The 18,120-nt window shown below is 41.8% G+C and carries 12 protein-coding genes; all 12 read left to right on the forward strand.

Features of this window, described 5'->3' with window-relative positions; translation table 11 throughout:
• The first annotated feature begins 2 nt into the window (after window positions 1-2).
• The 12 genes from LRA01S_RS00755 to LRA01S_RS00810 all read left to right on the forward strand — a co-directional run bounded on the left by LRA01S_RS00755 (window position 3) and on the right by LRA01S_RS00810 (window position 18,069).
• Entirely contained in the window at window positions 3-608 is a 606-nt protein-coding gene (locus tag LRA01S_RS00755; protein WP_061773743.1) for an NUDIX hydrolase N-terminal domain-containing protein, read from the forward strand.
• Between the two features lie 33 nt (window positions 609-641).
• Window positions 642-2,072: an Asp-tRNA(Asn)/Glu-tRNA(Gln) amidotransferase subunit GatB gene (gene gatB / locus LRA01S_RS00760; RefSeq protein ID WP_061773744.1), complete on the forward strand. Its 1,431-nt coding sequence runs from the start codon at window positions 642-644 to the stop codon at window positions 2,070-2,072.
• Window positions 2,073-2,279: 207 nt separating this feature from the next.
• Window positions 2,280-3,692, forward strand: coding sequence for an MFS transporter (locus LRA01S_RS00765; RefSeq protein WP_239519093.1), 1,413 nt, complete (start codon window positions 2,280-2,282; stop codon window positions 3,690-3,692).
• A gap of 154 nt (window positions 3,693-3,846) precedes the next feature.
• Window positions 3,847-4,221, forward strand: a complete 375-nt coding sequence (locus LRA01S_RS00770; RefSeq protein ID WP_061773745.1) for an HIRAN domain-containing protein — start codon at window positions 3,847-3,849, stop codon at window positions 4,219-4,221.
• Between the two features lie 65 nt (window positions 4,222-4,286).
• Window positions 4,287-6,902, forward strand: coding sequence for a DNA polymerase I (gene polA / locus LRA01S_RS00775; protein ID WP_061773746.1), 2,616 nt, complete (start codon window positions 4,287-4,289; stop codon window positions 6,900-6,902).
• Window positions 6,903-7,106: 204 nt separating this feature from the next.
• The gene (locus LRA01S_RS00780; protein ID WP_061773747.1) at window positions 7,107-8,864 is read left to right on the forward strand and encodes an ABC transporter ATP-binding protein; all 1,758 of its coding nucleotides are present in this window, start codon (window positions 7,107-7,109) and stop codon (window positions 8,862-8,864) included.
• Window positions 8,857-10,638, forward strand: coding sequence for an ABC transporter ATP-binding protein (locus LRA01S_RS00785; RefSeq protein ID WP_061773748.1), 1,782 nt, complete (start codon window positions 8,857-8,859; stop codon window positions 10,636-10,638). Before LRA01S_RS00780 ends, LRA01S_RS00785 begins: the two co-directional genes overlap by 8 nt.
• Window positions 10,639-10,836: 198 nt before the next feature.
• Window positions 10,837-12,333 carry a xylulokinase gene (gene xylB, locus LRA01S_RS00790; RefSeq protein ID WP_061773749.1) on the forward strand — a complete coding sequence of 499 codons (1,497 nt, stop codon included), beginning with the start codon at window positions 10,837-10,839 and terminating at the stop codon, window positions 12,331-12,333.
• A 45-nt stretch (window positions 12,334-12,378) separates the two neighbouring features.
• The gene (locus tag LRA01S_RS00795) at window positions 12,379-14,733 is read left to right on the forward strand and encodes a phosphoketolase family protein (protein WP_061773750.1); all 2,355 of its coding nucleotides are present in this window, start codon (window positions 12,379-12,381) and stop codon (window positions 14,731-14,733) included.
• A 288-nt stretch (window positions 14,734-15,021) separates the two neighbouring features.
• Window positions 15,022-16,026, forward strand: coding sequence for an aldose epimerase family protein (locus LRA01S_RS00800; RefSeq protein WP_061773751.1), 1,005 nt, complete (start codon window positions 15,022-15,024; stop codon window positions 16,024-16,026).
• Between the two features lies 1 nt (window position 16,027).
• Window positions 16,028-16,699, forward strand: coding sequence for a type 1 glutamine amidotransferase family protein (locus LRA01S_RS00805; protein ID WP_061773752.1), 672 nt, complete (start codon window positions 16,028-16,030; stop codon window positions 16,697-16,699).
• A gap of 185 nt (window positions 16,700-16,884) precedes the next feature.
• Window positions 16,885-18,069 carry an ROK family protein gene (locus LRA01S_RS00810; RefSeq protein ID WP_061773753.1) on the forward strand — a complete coding sequence of 395 codons (1,185 nt, stop codon included), beginning with the start codon at window positions 16,885-16,887 and terminating at the stop codon, window positions 18,067-18,069.
• Window positions 18,070-18,120 lie beyond the last annotated feature (51 nt).

Consider the following 18,120-nt stretch of genomic DNA (forward strand, 5'->3'; position numbering starts at 1 on the left):
ATATGTCAGTTGACCAATTGATTAAGCGGTTGAATGCGATTGCTGATGCAGGTTTGATTTATGGCAAGAATGCCTTTGATTTGGAACGCTATCAGGATATCAAAAGTGTCTTGCGTGACTTAACAGGCGATTTGTCAGATTTAACGCCAGCAGAACTTAGTGATTTATTTTTGCCGACTAGCCATTATCCAACACCGATGATTGATGTCCGAGCCTTTGTCAAAAACGAAACTGGCCATGTCTTGCTTGTTCGTGATCAAGCCAAAGGGGATTGGGCCTTACCTGGTGGATATGGTGAAATTGGTTTTTCGCCCAGCGAGAATGTCCTCAAAGAGTTAGCTGAGGAAGCAGGTGTCACAGGTGAAGTTGTTCGCTTATTAGCTGTTTTTGACACGAATAAGTGGCAGCCGCAAGGACGCCAGTATTATAAGTTTGTCTTTGAATGTCGCGCATTAAGCCAAGACTTTAAAGTGAATAGTGAAACGTCAGAAACCGATTATTTTAACTTGGAGACCTTGACTGTTCCCTTGTCTGAAAAGCGCAATACACGCTCACAACTGAACTTGCTAGATGAACTATCTCAGACAGGTAAGCAATACATCGATTAGGCATTGATCCGAATAATAAATGGAGAAAAATAAATGAATTTTGAAACAGTCATTGGACTTGAAGTCCATGTCGAGTTGAACACCAACTCGAAAATTTTCTCACCAGCGCCTGCGCACTTTGGTGCAGGACCAAATGAGAATACCAATATTGTCGATTGGAGTTTTCCAGGTGTTTTACCTGTCATGAATAAAGGTGTCATCGAGTCTGGGATTAAAGCAGCGCTTGCTTTAAACATGGATATCCACCAAAACATGCACTTCGACCGTAAGAACTATTTCTACCCGGATAATCCCAAAGCCTACCAAATTTCACAATTTGATGAGCCGATTGGTTATAATGGGTCAATTGAAATCGAGTTGGAAGACGGGACTAAGAAGACACTTCGGATTGAACGTGCCCACTTAGAAGAAGATGCAGGAAAAAACACACACGGTACAGACGGTTACTCTTACGTCGACCTAAACCGTCAAGGTGTCCCTTTGATTGAAATCGTATCAGAAGCCGACATGCGCTCACCTGAGGAAGCATACGCTTACTTGACTGCAATTAAGGAAATTATCCAGTACACCGGCATCTCTGATGTGAAGATGGAAGAAGGCTCAATGCGTTGTGACGCCAACATTTCTCTACGTCCTTATGGTCAAGAAGAGTTTGGTGTAAAAACTGAGTTGAAAAACTTGAATTCCTTTAACTTTGTTCGCAAAGGTTTGGAATATGAAGTGGCGCGTCAAGCTAAAGTTTTGCGCTCTGGCGGTGTGATCCAGCAAGAAACACGTCGTTACGATGAAAAAACGGGTGAGACGACTTTGATGCGTGTCAAAGAAGGCTCGTCAGATTACCGTTACTTCCCAGAACCTGACCTACCACGTTTTGAGATTTCAGATGAGTGGATCGATGAAGTTCGGGCGACCTTGCCAGAGTTTCCGAAAGCACGTCGTGCTAAATATGTGGCTGAGCTAGGGCTTTCTGACTACGATGCGGCACAAATCACAGCAGCAAAAGACACGGCTGATTTCTTCGAATCCGCAGTTAATGCGGGTGCGGATGCGAAATTGGCATCTAACTGGTTGCAAGGTGAAGTCGCACAATACCTTAACGCTGAGGGTAAAAAGCTTTCAGAAATTGGTTTAACACCAGAAAACTTGACTGAAATGCTCAAGCTCATCGCTGACGGCACGATTTCATCAAAAATTGCCAAGAAAGTTTTCGTTGAATTGGCGAAAAATGGCGGTTCTGCTGAAGCCTTCGTTAAGAAAGCTGGCTTGATTCAAATCTCAGACCCTGCTGTTTTGGTACCAATCATTACAGACGTCTTGGCTAAGAATGAAAAAGCTGTCAACGACTACAAAGGCGGCAACAAAAATTCTGCCAAAGCCTTGATTGGTCAACTTATGAAAGCAACTAAAGGACAAGCCAATCCACAAGTTGTTCAAGAGTTGTTGTACGCTGAACTAGATAAATAAATATCATAATCATCTTGTATATTTTTTAAGATGAAAAAAGAGAGACTGACTCAGATCATACAATTTGAGTCGGTTTTTCTTTATAAAAAAGTTTGAATGTGGTATGATGAGGAGATGGCTTTAAGATAGTCTGCTTGTTTCATCAAATAAGTCGCTATCCGCTAGAATAATAAGCTAGGATAAAAACAAGGAGGTTCAAAAAGAAACATGATGACAGATAAGACAAACGAAAAAATATCGCCTAAGTTAATTGCGGCGATTTTAGCAACAGGTATTCTTAATTTTGCCGGTATTACAGTTGAAACGGCGATGAATATCACCTTTCCGATTTTGATCGAGCAATTTAATATTGGCATTTCAACCGTTCAGTGGATGACGACGCTCTATTTATTAGTCGTCGCAGCAACTGTTCCAATTTCTTCGTTTTTGAAACGTCGCTTCACACTTAAAAAATTATTTATCGTCGCTAATATCTGCTTTATAGCGGGGGTGGTGATGGATATTATAGCACCAAGTTTCTCGATTTTATTATTAGGGCGCTTTGCCCAAGGCGTTGGGACGGGGATTGCCTTGCCTTTGATGTTTAACATCATCTTGGAGCAAGTCCCACGTCAAAAATTAGGAACCATGATTGGTCTTGGAACCTTGATTACAGCTGTTGCCCCAACAGTCGGACCTACTTTTGGTGGTGTGATGGCAAGTTCACTCGGTTGGCGTTATATTTTTATCTGTCTCCTTCCGATCTTGATTTTCTCTTTTATCTTAGGGATCATGACCATTGAGCAAAAAACGGCACCGCAGAAGATTAAGTTAGATGTAATCAGCTTTGTCGCGATCGTTGTGACACTGGTTGGTTTTATATACAGTCTTAGTAATATAAGTAGTATGCCGTTTGTTAGCCTGCACGTTTTAGGCGCATTTGTGATGGGGGCGATCGGGCTCGGCCTCTTTATTTATCGCTCTAGTCGTCAAACCAGTCCTTTGATCAATCTGGATGTTTTCAAAAACGTTTCCTTTGATGGGCACGCGATCAGTTCTTTTATCTTGCTAGCTTCTTTATTAGGTTTGAATCTTGTGCTACCTAACTATATCCAGTTAGTCAATGGAGACTCAGCTGTTGCAGCAGGACTAGCAGTCTTGCCGGGCACGATTTTGAATGCGGTCTGCGTTTCCTTTAGTGGTCGTATTTACGATGCTATTGGTGCAGCTAAACCGATTTTATTTGGGACTGCCTTATCAATCATCTCTTTGGTTCTTTTCTGTTTGATGAGTGGCAACTTGACTAATCTCACGATTTCAATTCTATTTGCTGTCTATTGTATCGGCTTTGGTTTGACTTCAGGGAATGTCTTGACAAATGGTCTAGCACAGTTACCCAAGGACTTACAGACAGATGGTAATGCAGCCATTATGACCCTGCAACAATTTGCAGGCGCTTTTGGGACATCCATTACGGCCATTATCATCGCTTTCAGTCAAAAATCAGCCATTTCCAAAGTCATCGGTACCCAACACGGGTCGCGAAATGCCTTAATCCTTTTCTTGATGATGGCTGCTCTGGAGTTTGCGATTTTGTACTTTGTGATTAAAGTTTATCGACAAGATAAAACAAAAGCCTAATGTTCAAATAATGGTCAAAGAACGCTCGAAAGAGGGTTCTTTTTTAGCATCATCTGTTAATGAAAGCGCTATTTTGAAAACAGTAAATTCGATATTTTTTTGTTAAAATAAAAGCAAAGTCGTTAGTAAATCATTCGTATGAGGAGGAGAAGACATGACAAGTCAAGCAGAGAAAATCAGAGAGTCGTTCAAGAATCATAAATGGGAACCTAGCCGCCATTTTATGGACTTCCATATCGCACGCTTCGCCTATTATGATGGCTTGGATGTTATTGACCAGTTAATTTTAGGCCAGCAAGTCAGCTTAATCGTAGAGGCAGATAACCCACATGATCCAGAAGCAGTTGCCATCTATTTTAAAGATATAAAATTGGGTTATGTGCCTAGCGCTAAAAATATTTTACTGAGCAATCTCTTATATTATGGTCACAGCGCTATTTTCGAATCCCGCATTCAATTTGTTAATAAAGAAAGTCATCCTGAACGCCAATTTCGTGTGGTCGTCAAAATCAAGGACAATCGACAATAAGTCAATTTGTGTAAATTCTAAAGCGGACATCGGAGAGATGTCCGTTTTTGTGTTAAAATAGAGACATGACAACTACAGAAAAAAAACTACTATTAATAGACGGCTCATCCATTGCTTTTCGGGCCTTTTTTGCGCTTTACACGCAGATTGACCGCTTTGTTGCGCCATCTGGTTTGCACACTAATGCGATTTTTGCCTTCCATACCATGTTGCGCAACGTCTTGGATTCAGTCCAACCCACACACGTGCTCGTCGCTTTTGATGCTGGTAAAACGACGTTTCGGACGGAAATGTACGCTGACTATAAAGGTGGGCGTGCGAAAACGCCCGATGAATTCAGAGAGCAGATGCCATTTATCAAAGAAATGCTAGAGGCCCAAGGGATTAAGCACTATGAACTGGCTAACTATGAGGCTGATGATATCATCGGAACTCTGGCGACCCAGGCCGAAAATGGTGGCTTTGATGCGGTAACGGTTGTTTCAGGCGATCGAGATTTGACCCAGCTGACCACAGATAAAACGACGGTGGAAATCACGATTAAGGGTGTGGCTGAACTTGAAACCTACACGCCGGCTTACCTGAAAGAAAAACTAGGCTTAACAACGGCACAATTTATCGACTTGAAGGCCCTCATGGGTGATAAGTCAGATAATATCCCTGGCGTAACCAAAATCGGTGAAAAAACCGGGATCAAATTACTGTTAGAATACGGCTCGCTCCAAGGCATTTATGATCATGTCGATGGCATGAAAACGTCTAAAATGAAAGAAAACTTGATCAATGATCGTGAGCAAGCTTTCTTGTCAAAAGAACTGGCAACGATTGATCTGGATTCACCAATCGAAATCCAACTGGACGATACGATTTTCCAAGGCGCTGACTATGACAGACTCAAGAAATTTTATCAAGAGATGGGGTTTCAGAAATTTTTGGAAGACCTCGAAGGTGTGACTGAAAAGGTAATCGAAGAACTGGCCTTTACAGTTGTTGAAGACGCTGTGACGCTTGACATGTTTCATGATGATCAATTTTTCTATCTGGAAATTCTGGGTGAGGATTACCAACGTGAACCGATTATTGGTTTTGCTTGGGGTGATGACAAGACGATTTATGTCTCAAAAAACGTCGATCTACTCAAAGACTTCCATTTCCCTAAAAACACCTTTGATTTCAAGAAAAACAAGGTCTTACTAGGCCGCCATGGCATCGACTATCCGCTGGTTGCATTTGATACCATGCTTGCCAAATACCTCTATTCGACGATTGAAAATAATAAAATTTCAACGATTGCAGATTTATTTGGTCTGAATTTACCAGACGATGATGTGGTCTATGGTAAAGGCGCTAAGCGTGCGGTGCCATTTGATGATGTCCTTTATGATCATCTCGCTCGAAAAGTAGATATCCTTGTCAAAACAAAAGCAGCCTTGCTTGATAAGCTACGAGAAAATGATCAGGAAAAACTCCTATCGGATATGGAGTTACCGCTCGCCAATGTCCTTGCCAAGATGGAAATGGTAGGCATTAAAGTGTCAGGCGGTGTCCTAAGTGAAATCGGCTTGGAAAATGAAAAAGTCATTGCTGATTTGACGGCAGAAATTTACGAGCTTGCAGGTGAGACCTTCAATATCAACTCACCGAAACAACTAGGTGTCATTCTATTTGAAAAAATGCAGCTACCGGTCATTAAGAAAACCAAAACAGGTTATTCAACGGCTGTTGACGTCCTGGAACAGTTAGCACCCCAAGCACCAATCGTTGATAAGATTTTGAAGTTCCGTCAAATTTCTAAAATCCAGTCAACCTATGTTACAGGTCTGCTCGGTGAGATTATGGCTGATGGCAAGATTCATACGCGCTATATTCAGGATTTGACCCAAACGGGTCGTCTGTCAAGTGTGCAGCCCAATCTCCAAAATATTCCAGTTCGATTGGCTGAAGGTCGTAAGATTCGCAAGGCTTTCTTACCTGAAAAATCAGAGTCAGTTTTACTATCAAGTGACTATTCACAGATTGAATTACGGGTTCTTGCCCACATTTCAGGGGATGAACATTTGATTGCGGCCTTTAACGATGGTGCTGACATCCATACGGCAACGGCGATGCGCGTGTTTGGTATTGAGAAACCAGAAGATGTGACGCCAAATGACCGTCGTAATGCCAAAGCCGTTAACTTCGGTGTTGTCTACGGTATTTCTGATTTCGGTCTGTCTAATAATCTGGGGATTACTAGAAAAGCTGCCAAAACGTATATTGACACGTATTTTGAGCGTTATCCTGATATTAAAAAATATATGGAAGACATCGTTAGAAGTGCTAAGGATAAAGGATATGTCGAAACCCTCTATCACAGAAGACGTAATCTACCAGAAATCAATGCAAGAAACTTCTCTGTCCGTTCATTCGCAGAGCGTACAGCTATTAACAGCCCCATTCAAGGATCAGCAGCTGATATCTTGAAAGTGGCCATGATCAACCTTGATCGCGCCTTAGCAGCAGGTGGCTACCAAGCCAAAATGTTGCTACAAGTACACGATGAAATCGTATTGGATGTCCCACATGATGAACTAGATGCGATTAAAGCCTTGGTTAAAACAACCATGGAAGAAGCAATCGACCTAAAAGTCCCACTCTTAGTTGATGAAAATAGTGGCAAGACTTGGTATGAAGCGAAATAAATCAGATGACTATGATCTGATTAAAACGAAAGAAAAGTGAGCTTTTGAAAGCTTGCTTTTTTTTATGAGTTAAAACTTTACAAGCAGGTACTTAATTGGTACAATGAACCTGTCTGCGCCTTAAAAAATGGCAGCGCTTACTTTTAGCAAGATAGAAAATATGTTATTATTTCATTGTTTCAGCAGGAATTAGTAGGAGAATTTATGGATAGTATTAAATGGGTCTGGCAATATGCCAAGATCTACAAGTGGAGTATCTTTTTTGCGCTGATCTTGGTCATCATCACCTCTGCATTAGCAATTGTTTTCCCGCTTTTTGGCGGCAAATTAGTAGATCTCGTCATTGATCAAGGGAAAACCAATCTACTGGTGCCCATTTTGGCAACCATGTATGGTGTTGTCATTGCTCGGATTATCATGCGCTATACCTATCAAATTTTGTTTGAGCAGATCGGTCAGAATACACTTTATAAAATTCGTGAGGATTTGTACGTCAAACTACAAGAGATGGATTTTAGCTTCTTTAATCAAACGCGCGTTGGTGATATCATGGCTCGGATGACTGGGGATACAGATGCGATTCGGCATTTTGTTTCTTGGGTTGTCTATACCATGTTAGAAAATGCCCTGCTCTTCATCTCGGCAGTGATTATGATGGCGACGATTGATTGGCGCTTAATGTTGGCTTTACTTGTGGTGACACCGCTGATCGGCTACTTAACAACTAGAATGTCACGCCAAGCGCGTCCCTTGTTTTATGAAATTCGGGAAAGTTTTTCACGTCTGAATTCAATGGTCGAGGAAAACATCAGCGGAAATCGCGTCGTCAAAGCTTTCACCCGTGAAGGTTTTGAAATCGAAAAGTTTAATCAGCATAACGATGACTTTAGACAACGCAATATTGACTCTGCCAATGTTTCTAGAAAATTCTTACCCATCTTAGATGCCCTAGCGGGATGCTTAGCGGTGATTACGCTTGCTTTAGGTGGATATTTCGTCATCAGTGGTCAGATGACACTAGGCGATCTGGTGACGTTCAGTGGTGTCTTATGGATGCTGGATATGCCCATGCGGATGAGTGGCTGGTTGATTAATGACGTCCAACGTTTTATCGCCTCATCTTTCAAAATTCGGGATATGCTTAAGGCAGAAACACAAATTCCGGTTCAGTCGGAGAAATCTGCCAAGGATCTAAAAGGTTATGTGGCATTTGAAGATGTCTCTTTCCACTTTCCAGATGCGCCAGAGGTGGCAGCTTTATCACATATTTCATTAAAAGCTGCACCAGGTCAGACCATTGGGATTCTTGGAGAGACGGGATCTGGTAAGTCAACCTTGGTCAATTTGATTGCCCGCTTTTACGATCCAACTTCTGGCGTTGTTAAGATTGATGGGGTTGATGCTCGCAAATGGCATGTGCGGGAGTTACGCGACCATATCGCGCTCGTCATGCAGGATATCTTCTTGTTTTCTGATACCATTGAAGAAAATATTGCCTTTGGTGTGCCGGGTGCTGATCGAGATGAAGTTCGGAAAATGGCGCGAATTGCGGATGCCAATCGCTTTATTGAGCAGATGCCGGATGCCTACGATACCATTGTCGGTGAGCGTGGTGTTGGTTTGTCAGGTGGTCAGAAACAGCGGATTTCTTTGGCGCGTGCCTTGATGAAAGATCCATCGATTTTGATTCTGGACGATACAACATCAGCTGTTGATATGGAGACCGAGACCAAGATTCAGGAAGAGTTGGATAAAATTACGACGAATAAGACGACCTTTATTATCGCCCATCGGGTTTCTTCGGTTAAGGATGCTGACGAGATTATTATCATGGCGCACGGTAAGATTGTCGAGCGAGGTAATCACGAGAGTTTACTGGCGCAAAAAGGCTATTACTACGAGGTTTATAATAAGCAGCTAGGAAATTTTGATTTAGAAATGGGGGTGATGGACAATGGCTAGAAATAAATTCGATGTCGATGAAGAACTAGAAGAAGGCTTTAACGCCGCGCATTTTAAGCGACTTTTTCGATATGTCACGCCTTATAAAAAGTCTATTTTTAGGACCCTAGGCGTCATCTTTATCGCGAATATTGCGTCCATGCTAGGTCCTTTTTTCACAAAACTAGTGATTGATGATGTCATTCCTAAGAAAAATCTGGGGATGCTTTGGCTGATCACAGCGGCCTTCATTGTATCCATCATTGTTATGGGCTGGTGTATGCGTTATCGGATTAAATCGATTACCATCATTGGTCAGGATGTACTGAAGGATATGCGCTTTGATATCTTTCAGCATTTGCAAAAGCTTCCTTTTTCTTACTTTGATAGTCGGCCTCATGGGAAGATTCTCATTCGTGTGGTCAATTACATTAATTCACTGAGTGATCTCCTGTCCAATGGTTTGATTAATCTGATTTCAGATATGCTCAGTGTTATCGTGACCTTGATTTTCATGTTTGCTATTGATTTTAAACTGACCTTATATAGCTTGATTTTATTGCCGATCTTGTTCGTCTTTGTCATGGTTATTAAAAATGCCCAACGCAAGGCCTATCAAAGGTTGAGCAATAAACAGTCTAATATGAATGCCTATATTCATGAAAGCATTTCAGGGATCAAGGTTACGCAGTCATTTTCACGTGAAGACGAAAACTTTAAAATATTTTCCAAGGTGAGTCGTGCCTATCAGACTTCTTGGATGAAGGCGATTTATATCCAGTTTCTCATGTGGCCTGGGGTACAAAATATTTCTGTCATGACGACCTGTTTGATTTACTTTATGGGGATTAAAGGGATTGGTGTGGACGTTTCGACGGGAACCCTGATTGCCTTCATTGGGTATATTAATAACTTTTGGAATCCTGTCATTAATATCGGGAATTTCTATAACTCACTCATTACCGCAACAGCTTATTTAGAGCGGATTTTCGAGACCTTGGATGTCGAGCCAGACATTCAAGATGCCCCAGATGCGTTTGAGCTACCAACGATTAAGGGAGATGTCGTCTTTGATCAGGTGACCTTTGGCTATGAAACTGGAAAAGAAATTCTCAAAGCCATTTCCTTCCATGTGCAGCCAGGTGAGTCTATCGCGCTAGTTGGGCCTACCGGTGCAGGGAAAACAACCGTGATTAACCTCCTCAGCCGATTTTATGATATCAATTCAGGTGAGATTTTGATAGACGACATCGATATTCGGCGCGTGACCTTGCAATCCCTACGTAAGCAAATGGGCGTCATGCTACAGGATACCTTTATCTTCTCGGGCACCATACTGGAGAATATTCGCTACGGTAAATTAGACGCAACGGAAGAAGAGATTATCTCAGCCTCTAAGATTGTACGGGCACACGATTTCATCGTAGATTTAAAGGACGGTTACAACACCGAAGTCAAAGAGCGAGGCAGCACTTTATCGGCTGGCCAACGTCAATTGATTTCATTTGCGCGGGCGCTTTTAGCGGATCCTAAAATCTTGATCTTGGATGAAGCGACTTCCAGCATTGATACCAAAACAGAGACTTTGCTACAAGATGGATTAGACAAACTCTTGGTTGGACGAACGTCCTTTATTATCGCCCACAGACTATCAACCATCAAAAATTCTGATCGTATTTTCTATATTGACCAAGGTAGCCTGCTGGAGTCTGGTAGTCATGATGATTTGATGGCAGCAAAAGGCGCTTATTACCACTTGTATCAGTCGCAGTTTGATTTACTACGGACGGAGTAAATTTATATTGAATAATTGCATCTCAAATTGCTGGGGTGCAGTTTTTTGTTAAATTTTAAAAAAATATCGTGAAAGTCTTGACAAAATAAAAGGCTCAGGGTACAATAACATTGTAAGTTAGTTCGGAAAACGAACTAAAAAAGATGTTATCACGAATGACCCCGCTTGGACGAAGTACCAGCGCAGAAAGGACAGGATATGGCATATGTATTAGGTATTGATTTAGGGACGAGCTCGCTCAAAGGTTTATTAATGACTGAAAAGGGCGATGTTGTTGGAGCAGCAAGTGCAGCTTACCCGATTTTAACACCGCAAACAGGATTCAGTGAACAGGAGCCAGACCAATGGCTTGAGGCAGCGAAAAAAGTCATCGCAGCGCTGATTCAAAAGACTCCAGACATGACAACCAAACTTCAGGGCATCAGTTTTTCGGGCCAAATGCACAGTTTGGTAGTGCTAGACGAAAATAAACAGTCCATCCGACCAGCTATTCTTTGGAATGATGTACGGACGACCAAGCAATGTCAAGAAATCACAGAAAAAGCAGGCGATTTAGTCCTAGGTCTCACCAAAAACATTGCCCTTGAAGGCTTTACTTTACCAAAAATCCTCTGGATTCAAGAAAATGAATCTGAGAATTGGGAAAAAGTCCGCTACATGATGTTGCCCAAAGATTATTTGGGATTTTGGTTAACAGGAACTTTTGCGACAGATTTCTCAGATGCAGCAGGAACTTTGCTACTTGATATCGCCAAAAAAGAATGGGCGCAGCCAATCTTGGACAATTTCAATATCCCAGTTGAGCGCTTGCCAAAACTCTTTGAATCGCAGGATCAGATTGGTATATTAACGGATGATGTCAAGGCGCTATTTGGCTTTGAGGTTGATGTGCCGGTCTTCGCAGGCGGGGCGGATAATGCGTGTGCGGCTGTTGGGTCGGGTATTATTCAAGATGGTGCAGGCATGTGCTCTATTGGGACGAGTGGTGTCTTCTTATCATTCGAAAACGATGCACTTGCAGATTACCAAGGCAAACTCCATCTCTTTAACCATGCGGCCAAAGGCGATTACTACTCGATGGGTGTGACATTGGCTGCTGGCAATAGCTTGGATTGGTTCAAAAATACTTTCGCAGCAGATCAAAGTTTTCCAGAATTGCTCGGTGGCATTGCTGATCTCAAACCAGGTGCAGATGGTTTGTTATTCACACCTTATATTGTTGGCGAGCGGACACCACATGTGGACAGTCAAATTCGGGGGGCATTTATCGGTATTGATACGCATCACACTTTGACGCATTTTGCTAAGGCGGTGCTTGAAGGGATTACCTTTTCGCTCAAGGATTCCCAAGTGATGATGGAAACAGTTGCTGGTCGTCATTTTGATCGCATCGTTTCTGTCGGAGGTGGTGCAAAAAATCCTGACTGGTTACAGATGCAAGCTGACATTTTCAATGCAACGATTGTGAATTTGACAGTTGAACAAGGACCAGGACTTGGCGCTGCGATGCTTGCTGCCATTGGTGCAGGTTGGTTTGATAACGCTGCTGAAGCTGCGGCAGTCTTTGTCCATTATAAAGATGAGTTCACACCAAACCTTGAACATGTAGCGGCCTATGCCAAACTATATGCCCTTTATTCTCAGGTTTATGGCGTAACCAAAAACCTGAGTCATGACTTATTGGCTTTAAACTAAAATTTATAGATAATTTACTTACTATTTGAGGAGAGAGAAAAGAAAATGACAGATTATAACTCGGCAACCTATCTTGGGAAAGTTGATGCTTGGTGGCGGACAGCTAACTATATCGCTGTTGCTCAAATGTATCTGAAAAACAATCCTTTATTAAAAACAGAAATCCAAAAAGAAGATGTTAAAAATCATCCGATTGGTCACTGGGGAACAATTGCCGGTCAAAACTTTATTTATGCCCATCTTAATCGTGCGATTAATAAATATGACCTCAATATGTTCTACATTGAAGGCCCAGGTCATGGTGGTCAGGTCATGGTTGCCAATTCCTACATTGATGGCAGCTATACTGAAATTTACCCAGAAATCACACAAGATGAAGCTGGTTTCAAACAGTTATGTAAAATTTTCTCATTCCCTGGTGGGATTGCTTCCCACGCTGCCCCAGAAACACCAGGTTCTATCCACGAAGGTGGCGAGTTAGGCTATGCGCTTTCTCACGCAACAGGTGCGATTTTAGACAATCCAGACGTGATCGCAGCGACAGTTATTGGTGATGGTGAAGCTGAAACAGGCCCGCTTGCTGCAGGTTGGTTTTCAAATACCTTCATCAATCCAGTCAATGATGGTGCAGTTTTACCCATTCTTTACCTCAATGGTGGTAAGATCTCGAATCCGACAATCATGGAACGTAAATCGGATGCTGATTTAACCAAATATTTTGAAGGGCTCGGTTGGGATCCGATCTTTGTGTCAGGCACTGATGCGACGCAAGTCCATCCTGTTATGGCGGAAAGATTGGACCAAGCAATTGAAAAAATCAAGGCCATTCAAACAGAAGCGCGAAAAGGCAAAGCAGAAGAGGCAACAATGCCAGCTTGGCCTGTCCTGATCGTTCGGACACCAAAAGGTTGGACAGGACCAAAATCATGGGATAACGAACCAATTGAAGGGGGCTTTCGTGCGCACCAAGTCCCAATTCCAGTGGATGCCCACAATATGGCAAAAATTGATGCCCTCGTTGATTGGTTGAAATCTTATCGGCCAGAAGAGTTATTCGATGAAAATGGGACAATTCGCGATGAAGTCCGTGAGATTTCGCCAAAAGGTGATCGTCGGATGTCAACTAATCCCGTGACAAATGGTGGAATTGATCCGAAACCGATGGTCATCACAGATTGGAAAAAACACGCGCTTGACTTTGAGCCAGGCAGTATTTCAGCGCAAGACATGGTTGAGTTTGGTAAATATGTCAAAGACTTAATCGTGGCTAATCCTGATAATTTCCGTATTTTCGGACCAGATGAAACCAAGTCAAACCGACTAACATCAGTCTTTGATGTGACCAACCGCCAATGGTTGGGGGCTAAAAAAGAAGACTATGATGAATGGGTCTCACCAGTTGGTCGTGTCATTGATGGTCAATTATCTGAGCATCAATGTGAAGGATTCTTGGAAGGTTATGTCCTAACAGGGCGTCACGGATTCTTTGCTAGCTATGAAGCTTTCTTCCGTGTTGTCGATTCGATGATTACCCAACATTTCAAATGGTTGCGTAAGGCTAAAGAACAACCTTGGCGTAAGCACTACCCATCGCTTAACTTGGTCGCAACTTCAACTGTTTTCCAACAAGACCATAATGGCTATACCCATCAAGATCCAGGTCTCTTGACGCATTTGTCTGAGAAGAAACCAGAATTTATCCGGGAATACTTGCCAGCAGATACCAATACCATGTTGGCTGTCATGGCTGAAACTTTGGCATCAGAAGAATTGATTAATTTGATTGTCTGCTCGAAACAACCACGTGCGCAATTCTATTCGACTGAAGAAGCTGAAATCTTAGTTAAAGAAGGCTTGAAAGTGATTGATTGGGCATCAACTGTCGCTGAAAACGAAGCACCTGATTTAGTCATTGCTGCTGCAGGTACAGAGCCTAACTTAGAGGCGCTTGCTGCGGTAACGATTCTTAAAGCGGCTTATCCTGAGCTTAAAATTCGCTTTGTCAATGTCGTTGATTTACTCAAATTGCGCCATCCAAATGTTGATCCACGCGGTTTGACTGACGACCAATTTGATGCTTACTTCACGGCTGATAAACCGGTTGTCTTTGCCTTCCATGGTTATGAAGGCTTGATTCGTGACATCTTCTTTGATCGTCATAACCACAATGTCTTTATCCATGGTTACCGTGAAAATGGTGATATCACAACCCAATTTGATATGCGTGTCTTTAGTGAAATGGATCGTTTCCACTTGGCACAAGATGCCGCAAACGCCGTTTTTGGTGATGAAGCATCAGCATTTTCACAAAAAATGACCGATACCATTAACTTCCACCATGACTACATCCGTGCCAACGGTGAAGATATTCCAGAAGTTGAAAACTGGCACTGGTCTTAATTTAACCTGATTGTTCTAGAGAATTGTAGCCAATCTCAACACCTAACCACTTGTTGATAACTTGATTGCGATACAAATATTGTGCCTCCTTAGCTAATTTTGATAACTAATCAACTGCGATTCTCTATTCAATATTTATTATATAATCTAGGTACTAGACGACATAATGCAAAAGATATGCGTTCCCTGCTGTCAAGGGAGTGCATATTTTTGTTAACCATCAATCGAACCAAGAGTGGATGTTGAGTTTCAAGATTTCACAGGGTGAAATCGCAGAAAGGTAAAAATATGAGTGTAAAAGTCGAAAAGGTTAGCATGGGTGAGGGGAAGACAACCCAGCTAGTTAGAATAGAAAATGAGCGTCTTACAGTTGAATTAGTTGCTTATGGGGCACATTTATATCGTGTCTTGGCTAGGGATAGATATGGTATAGCTGAAAATGTCGTTCTCAATGTGACACCAATTTCAGCATTAGCCACTGATTTACAGTATTTTGGTGCGACCGTAGGCCCAGTCGCTGGTCGAATTAAACAAGCGCAAATTGGCTCACTAAGCTTAGAAGCAAACGAAAATGATAATTCACTCCATAGTGGGTCGCAAGGCTGGTCATTCCAAGAATGGGACTTGGATTGGCAAGAAACAGATGATGAGATTACTGTCATTTTCAGTTATATCGATCATCAATCTGGTTTCCCTGGTCCGATTACGACACAAGTCATTTATCATTTGATTGATGAGTATCTCAGCATTACTTTTACTGGAGAATCACCGGTTGACACCTTTTTCAATCCGACTAATCATGGCTATTTTAATCTTAGTGGTGAGTTGAAAACGGATATTCGACAACAAATCCTTGAAATTTCGGCCGACCATATTTTAGAAACAGATGCTGAGCTGATTCCGACAGGCACATTCTTACCGGTAGCAGAGACGGCCTACGATTTCACCACAGCTATACCATTAGAAAACGCGCTAAACGAGCTGCCAAACGGCTTGGATACAGCTTTTGTTTTTGATGACCATGCGGGTGAAAACCAAGTCACCTTGTACGATGAAGTGAGTGGCAGACGACTGGACGTGATGAGCGAGGCAGGAAGTGTTATCATTTACAGTGCAAGTGGCTGGAATCGCGATACCCAAGTGAATTATCATCCAATGGCTAAAGAACTGGGGTTAGCAATTGAGTTTCAAGAGTTGCCTGATCTACCACATCATCCAGAATGGGGAAGTATCGCACTTCCGCCAGATGAAAAAGTTGCCAAGACAATTCATTATAGATTTGGAGTCAACTAAAATGGTCAAAACAATCATTAGTATTACAGGAGATTATTATCATGAAGGAACGGACACCGATCAGTATCTTCAGCGTGTTTTAAGTTTGCTAGATGAGCCAGTTATCTATGAAAATATCCCTATAGATGCTTTAGCTGAAGCACTTTCTAAAAATCCAGACCTCATGATCCTATCGGTTGAAAATCAACGGACGCCTCGACAAACAGACATAAGTGAATGGCTGACGCCGGAAATAAGTGATTTGATCACGACTTATGTCGATCATGGCGGCAGCTGGCTTGCGCTACACTCAGGTATGTCTAACTATCCGATTGATTCGGGCTATATTCAAATGCTAAAAGGCTATTTTATCCAGCATCCGGAGGCTATGCCGGTCACCTACAAGTGTGATATAGCGGAGTCGCCAAATCAATTTGTTATTCAGGATGAACATTATCAAGTGGGTCTTGTTGATGATTATACGCATATTTTCCTACGGAGTTTTTCGGATGCGGGTGAATCCGTTGCGGGTTGGCGACATTTTTATGGCAGCGGAAAAGTGGCAGGATATGTGCCTGCTCACGATATTGAGGGCATGCTAGATGAGCAAAATTTAAATTTGTTAAAAACGGTTGTCGACTGGCTGCTGAAGCATCAATCAAGTGTCAGGTGGAAACACTACCTCAAAGGGTAAATGGTTATTAAAGCACGGTAACTTGCGGAGGAAATAAGAAGAGGTTGAGAGGATGCAACCTCTTTTTTTGAAGATTGAAAGACTTGAATCGATGAAAATATTAAAATATAATGAAAGTTCGTTGACCGAACTAATAAAAATTGCTATAATATAACCTATAGAGGATTAGACGAGAGGTAAGTAAAATGGTTAAAAAAGCAAATCTAGACGTTGTTAGAGAAAATAATCGAAAGTTAGTTCTACAAACACTGTTCAATTCAGAAAAAACATCGAGAAGTTCGATTTCTAAAGCAGTTGGGTTACAAAAGTCAACGGTCTCATCGATTTTTCTTGATTTGGAAGAAGAAGGTTTTGTTCAAGAATTAGGGATTGGCGAGTCGTCAAATGTTGGTGGTCGCAAACCAAGTATGATACGTTTCAATCGAGCATACGGTTATGTACTAGCTTTCGATATGGGTGTGAGACATCTACGTTATACCATTAATCGCTTGAGTGGCGAAATAATCAGTGATGGTGCGATTGATATTAAATCCAAAAAAGTTGCCACAGTTTTCTCAGAGATGAAAAAGATCATTGAATCACTGGATGTTCAGGATACGATTAAGGGATTAGTTGGTATCGCGATTGCTGTTCACGCACCGGTTTTTAATAACAATATTATTTATAGTCCATTCTTTGAATTTGAAGATTTTGACTTGGTGGGGGAACTGGAAAAATTAACTGATGTCCCTGTTCTAATCGAGAACGAAGCTAATCTGGCTGCGATTTTCTATCGGGACTATCATGTCTATAACGAAGAAGTTGAATATAAAGATTTTATCGCCTTGAATATTCATAATGGGATTGGCGTTGGTATCGTGTGTGAAGGTTATGTTTTTAGAGGGGTTGATGGGCTAGCGGGTGAAGTCGGACGCACCATCGTCTATGATGCAAAAGCTAATCTAACTGGCGATAGAGATTTGCCGAGATTAGAAGACTTGTATTCTGAAAATGCGATTATTGATCGTGTGGCAACGATTAAAAAAGTAGACACTATTTCTCGAGAAGAATTTTTGGAGTTGTTAATTCATCAAGATGCTGAAGTGATGCCACTAATCGAGGAATGGGAGATGGCGATTGCAGCTTTTATCTATAATCTCAATCAACTTTATGCCCCGCAAGCTATCTTTATAACCTCAAGAATCTTTGATACCTGTCCAGAAATTGCTCAAGAAACATTGGTCAATGTTGACCGTTTTAATAGCGTGCATAAGCCTGACCTTATCATCTCTGATTCATCCGTACAAGATGCTTCAATGTTAGGTGCTGTTGCGCTGATTTCAAGATATGTATTGGGGTTACAAGATCATATTTTAAAATTTTCTCTATAAGATTATGCCCAAAGTTTACTTTAGGCTTTTTTTATGACGTGAGTTCAGCCG

Source organism: Pseudolactococcus raffinolactis NBRC 100932, from assembly GCF_001591765.1.
Classification (GTDB): Bacteria; Bacillota; Bacilli; order Lactobacillales; family Streptococcaceae; genus Pseudolactococcus; species Pseudolactococcus raffinolactis.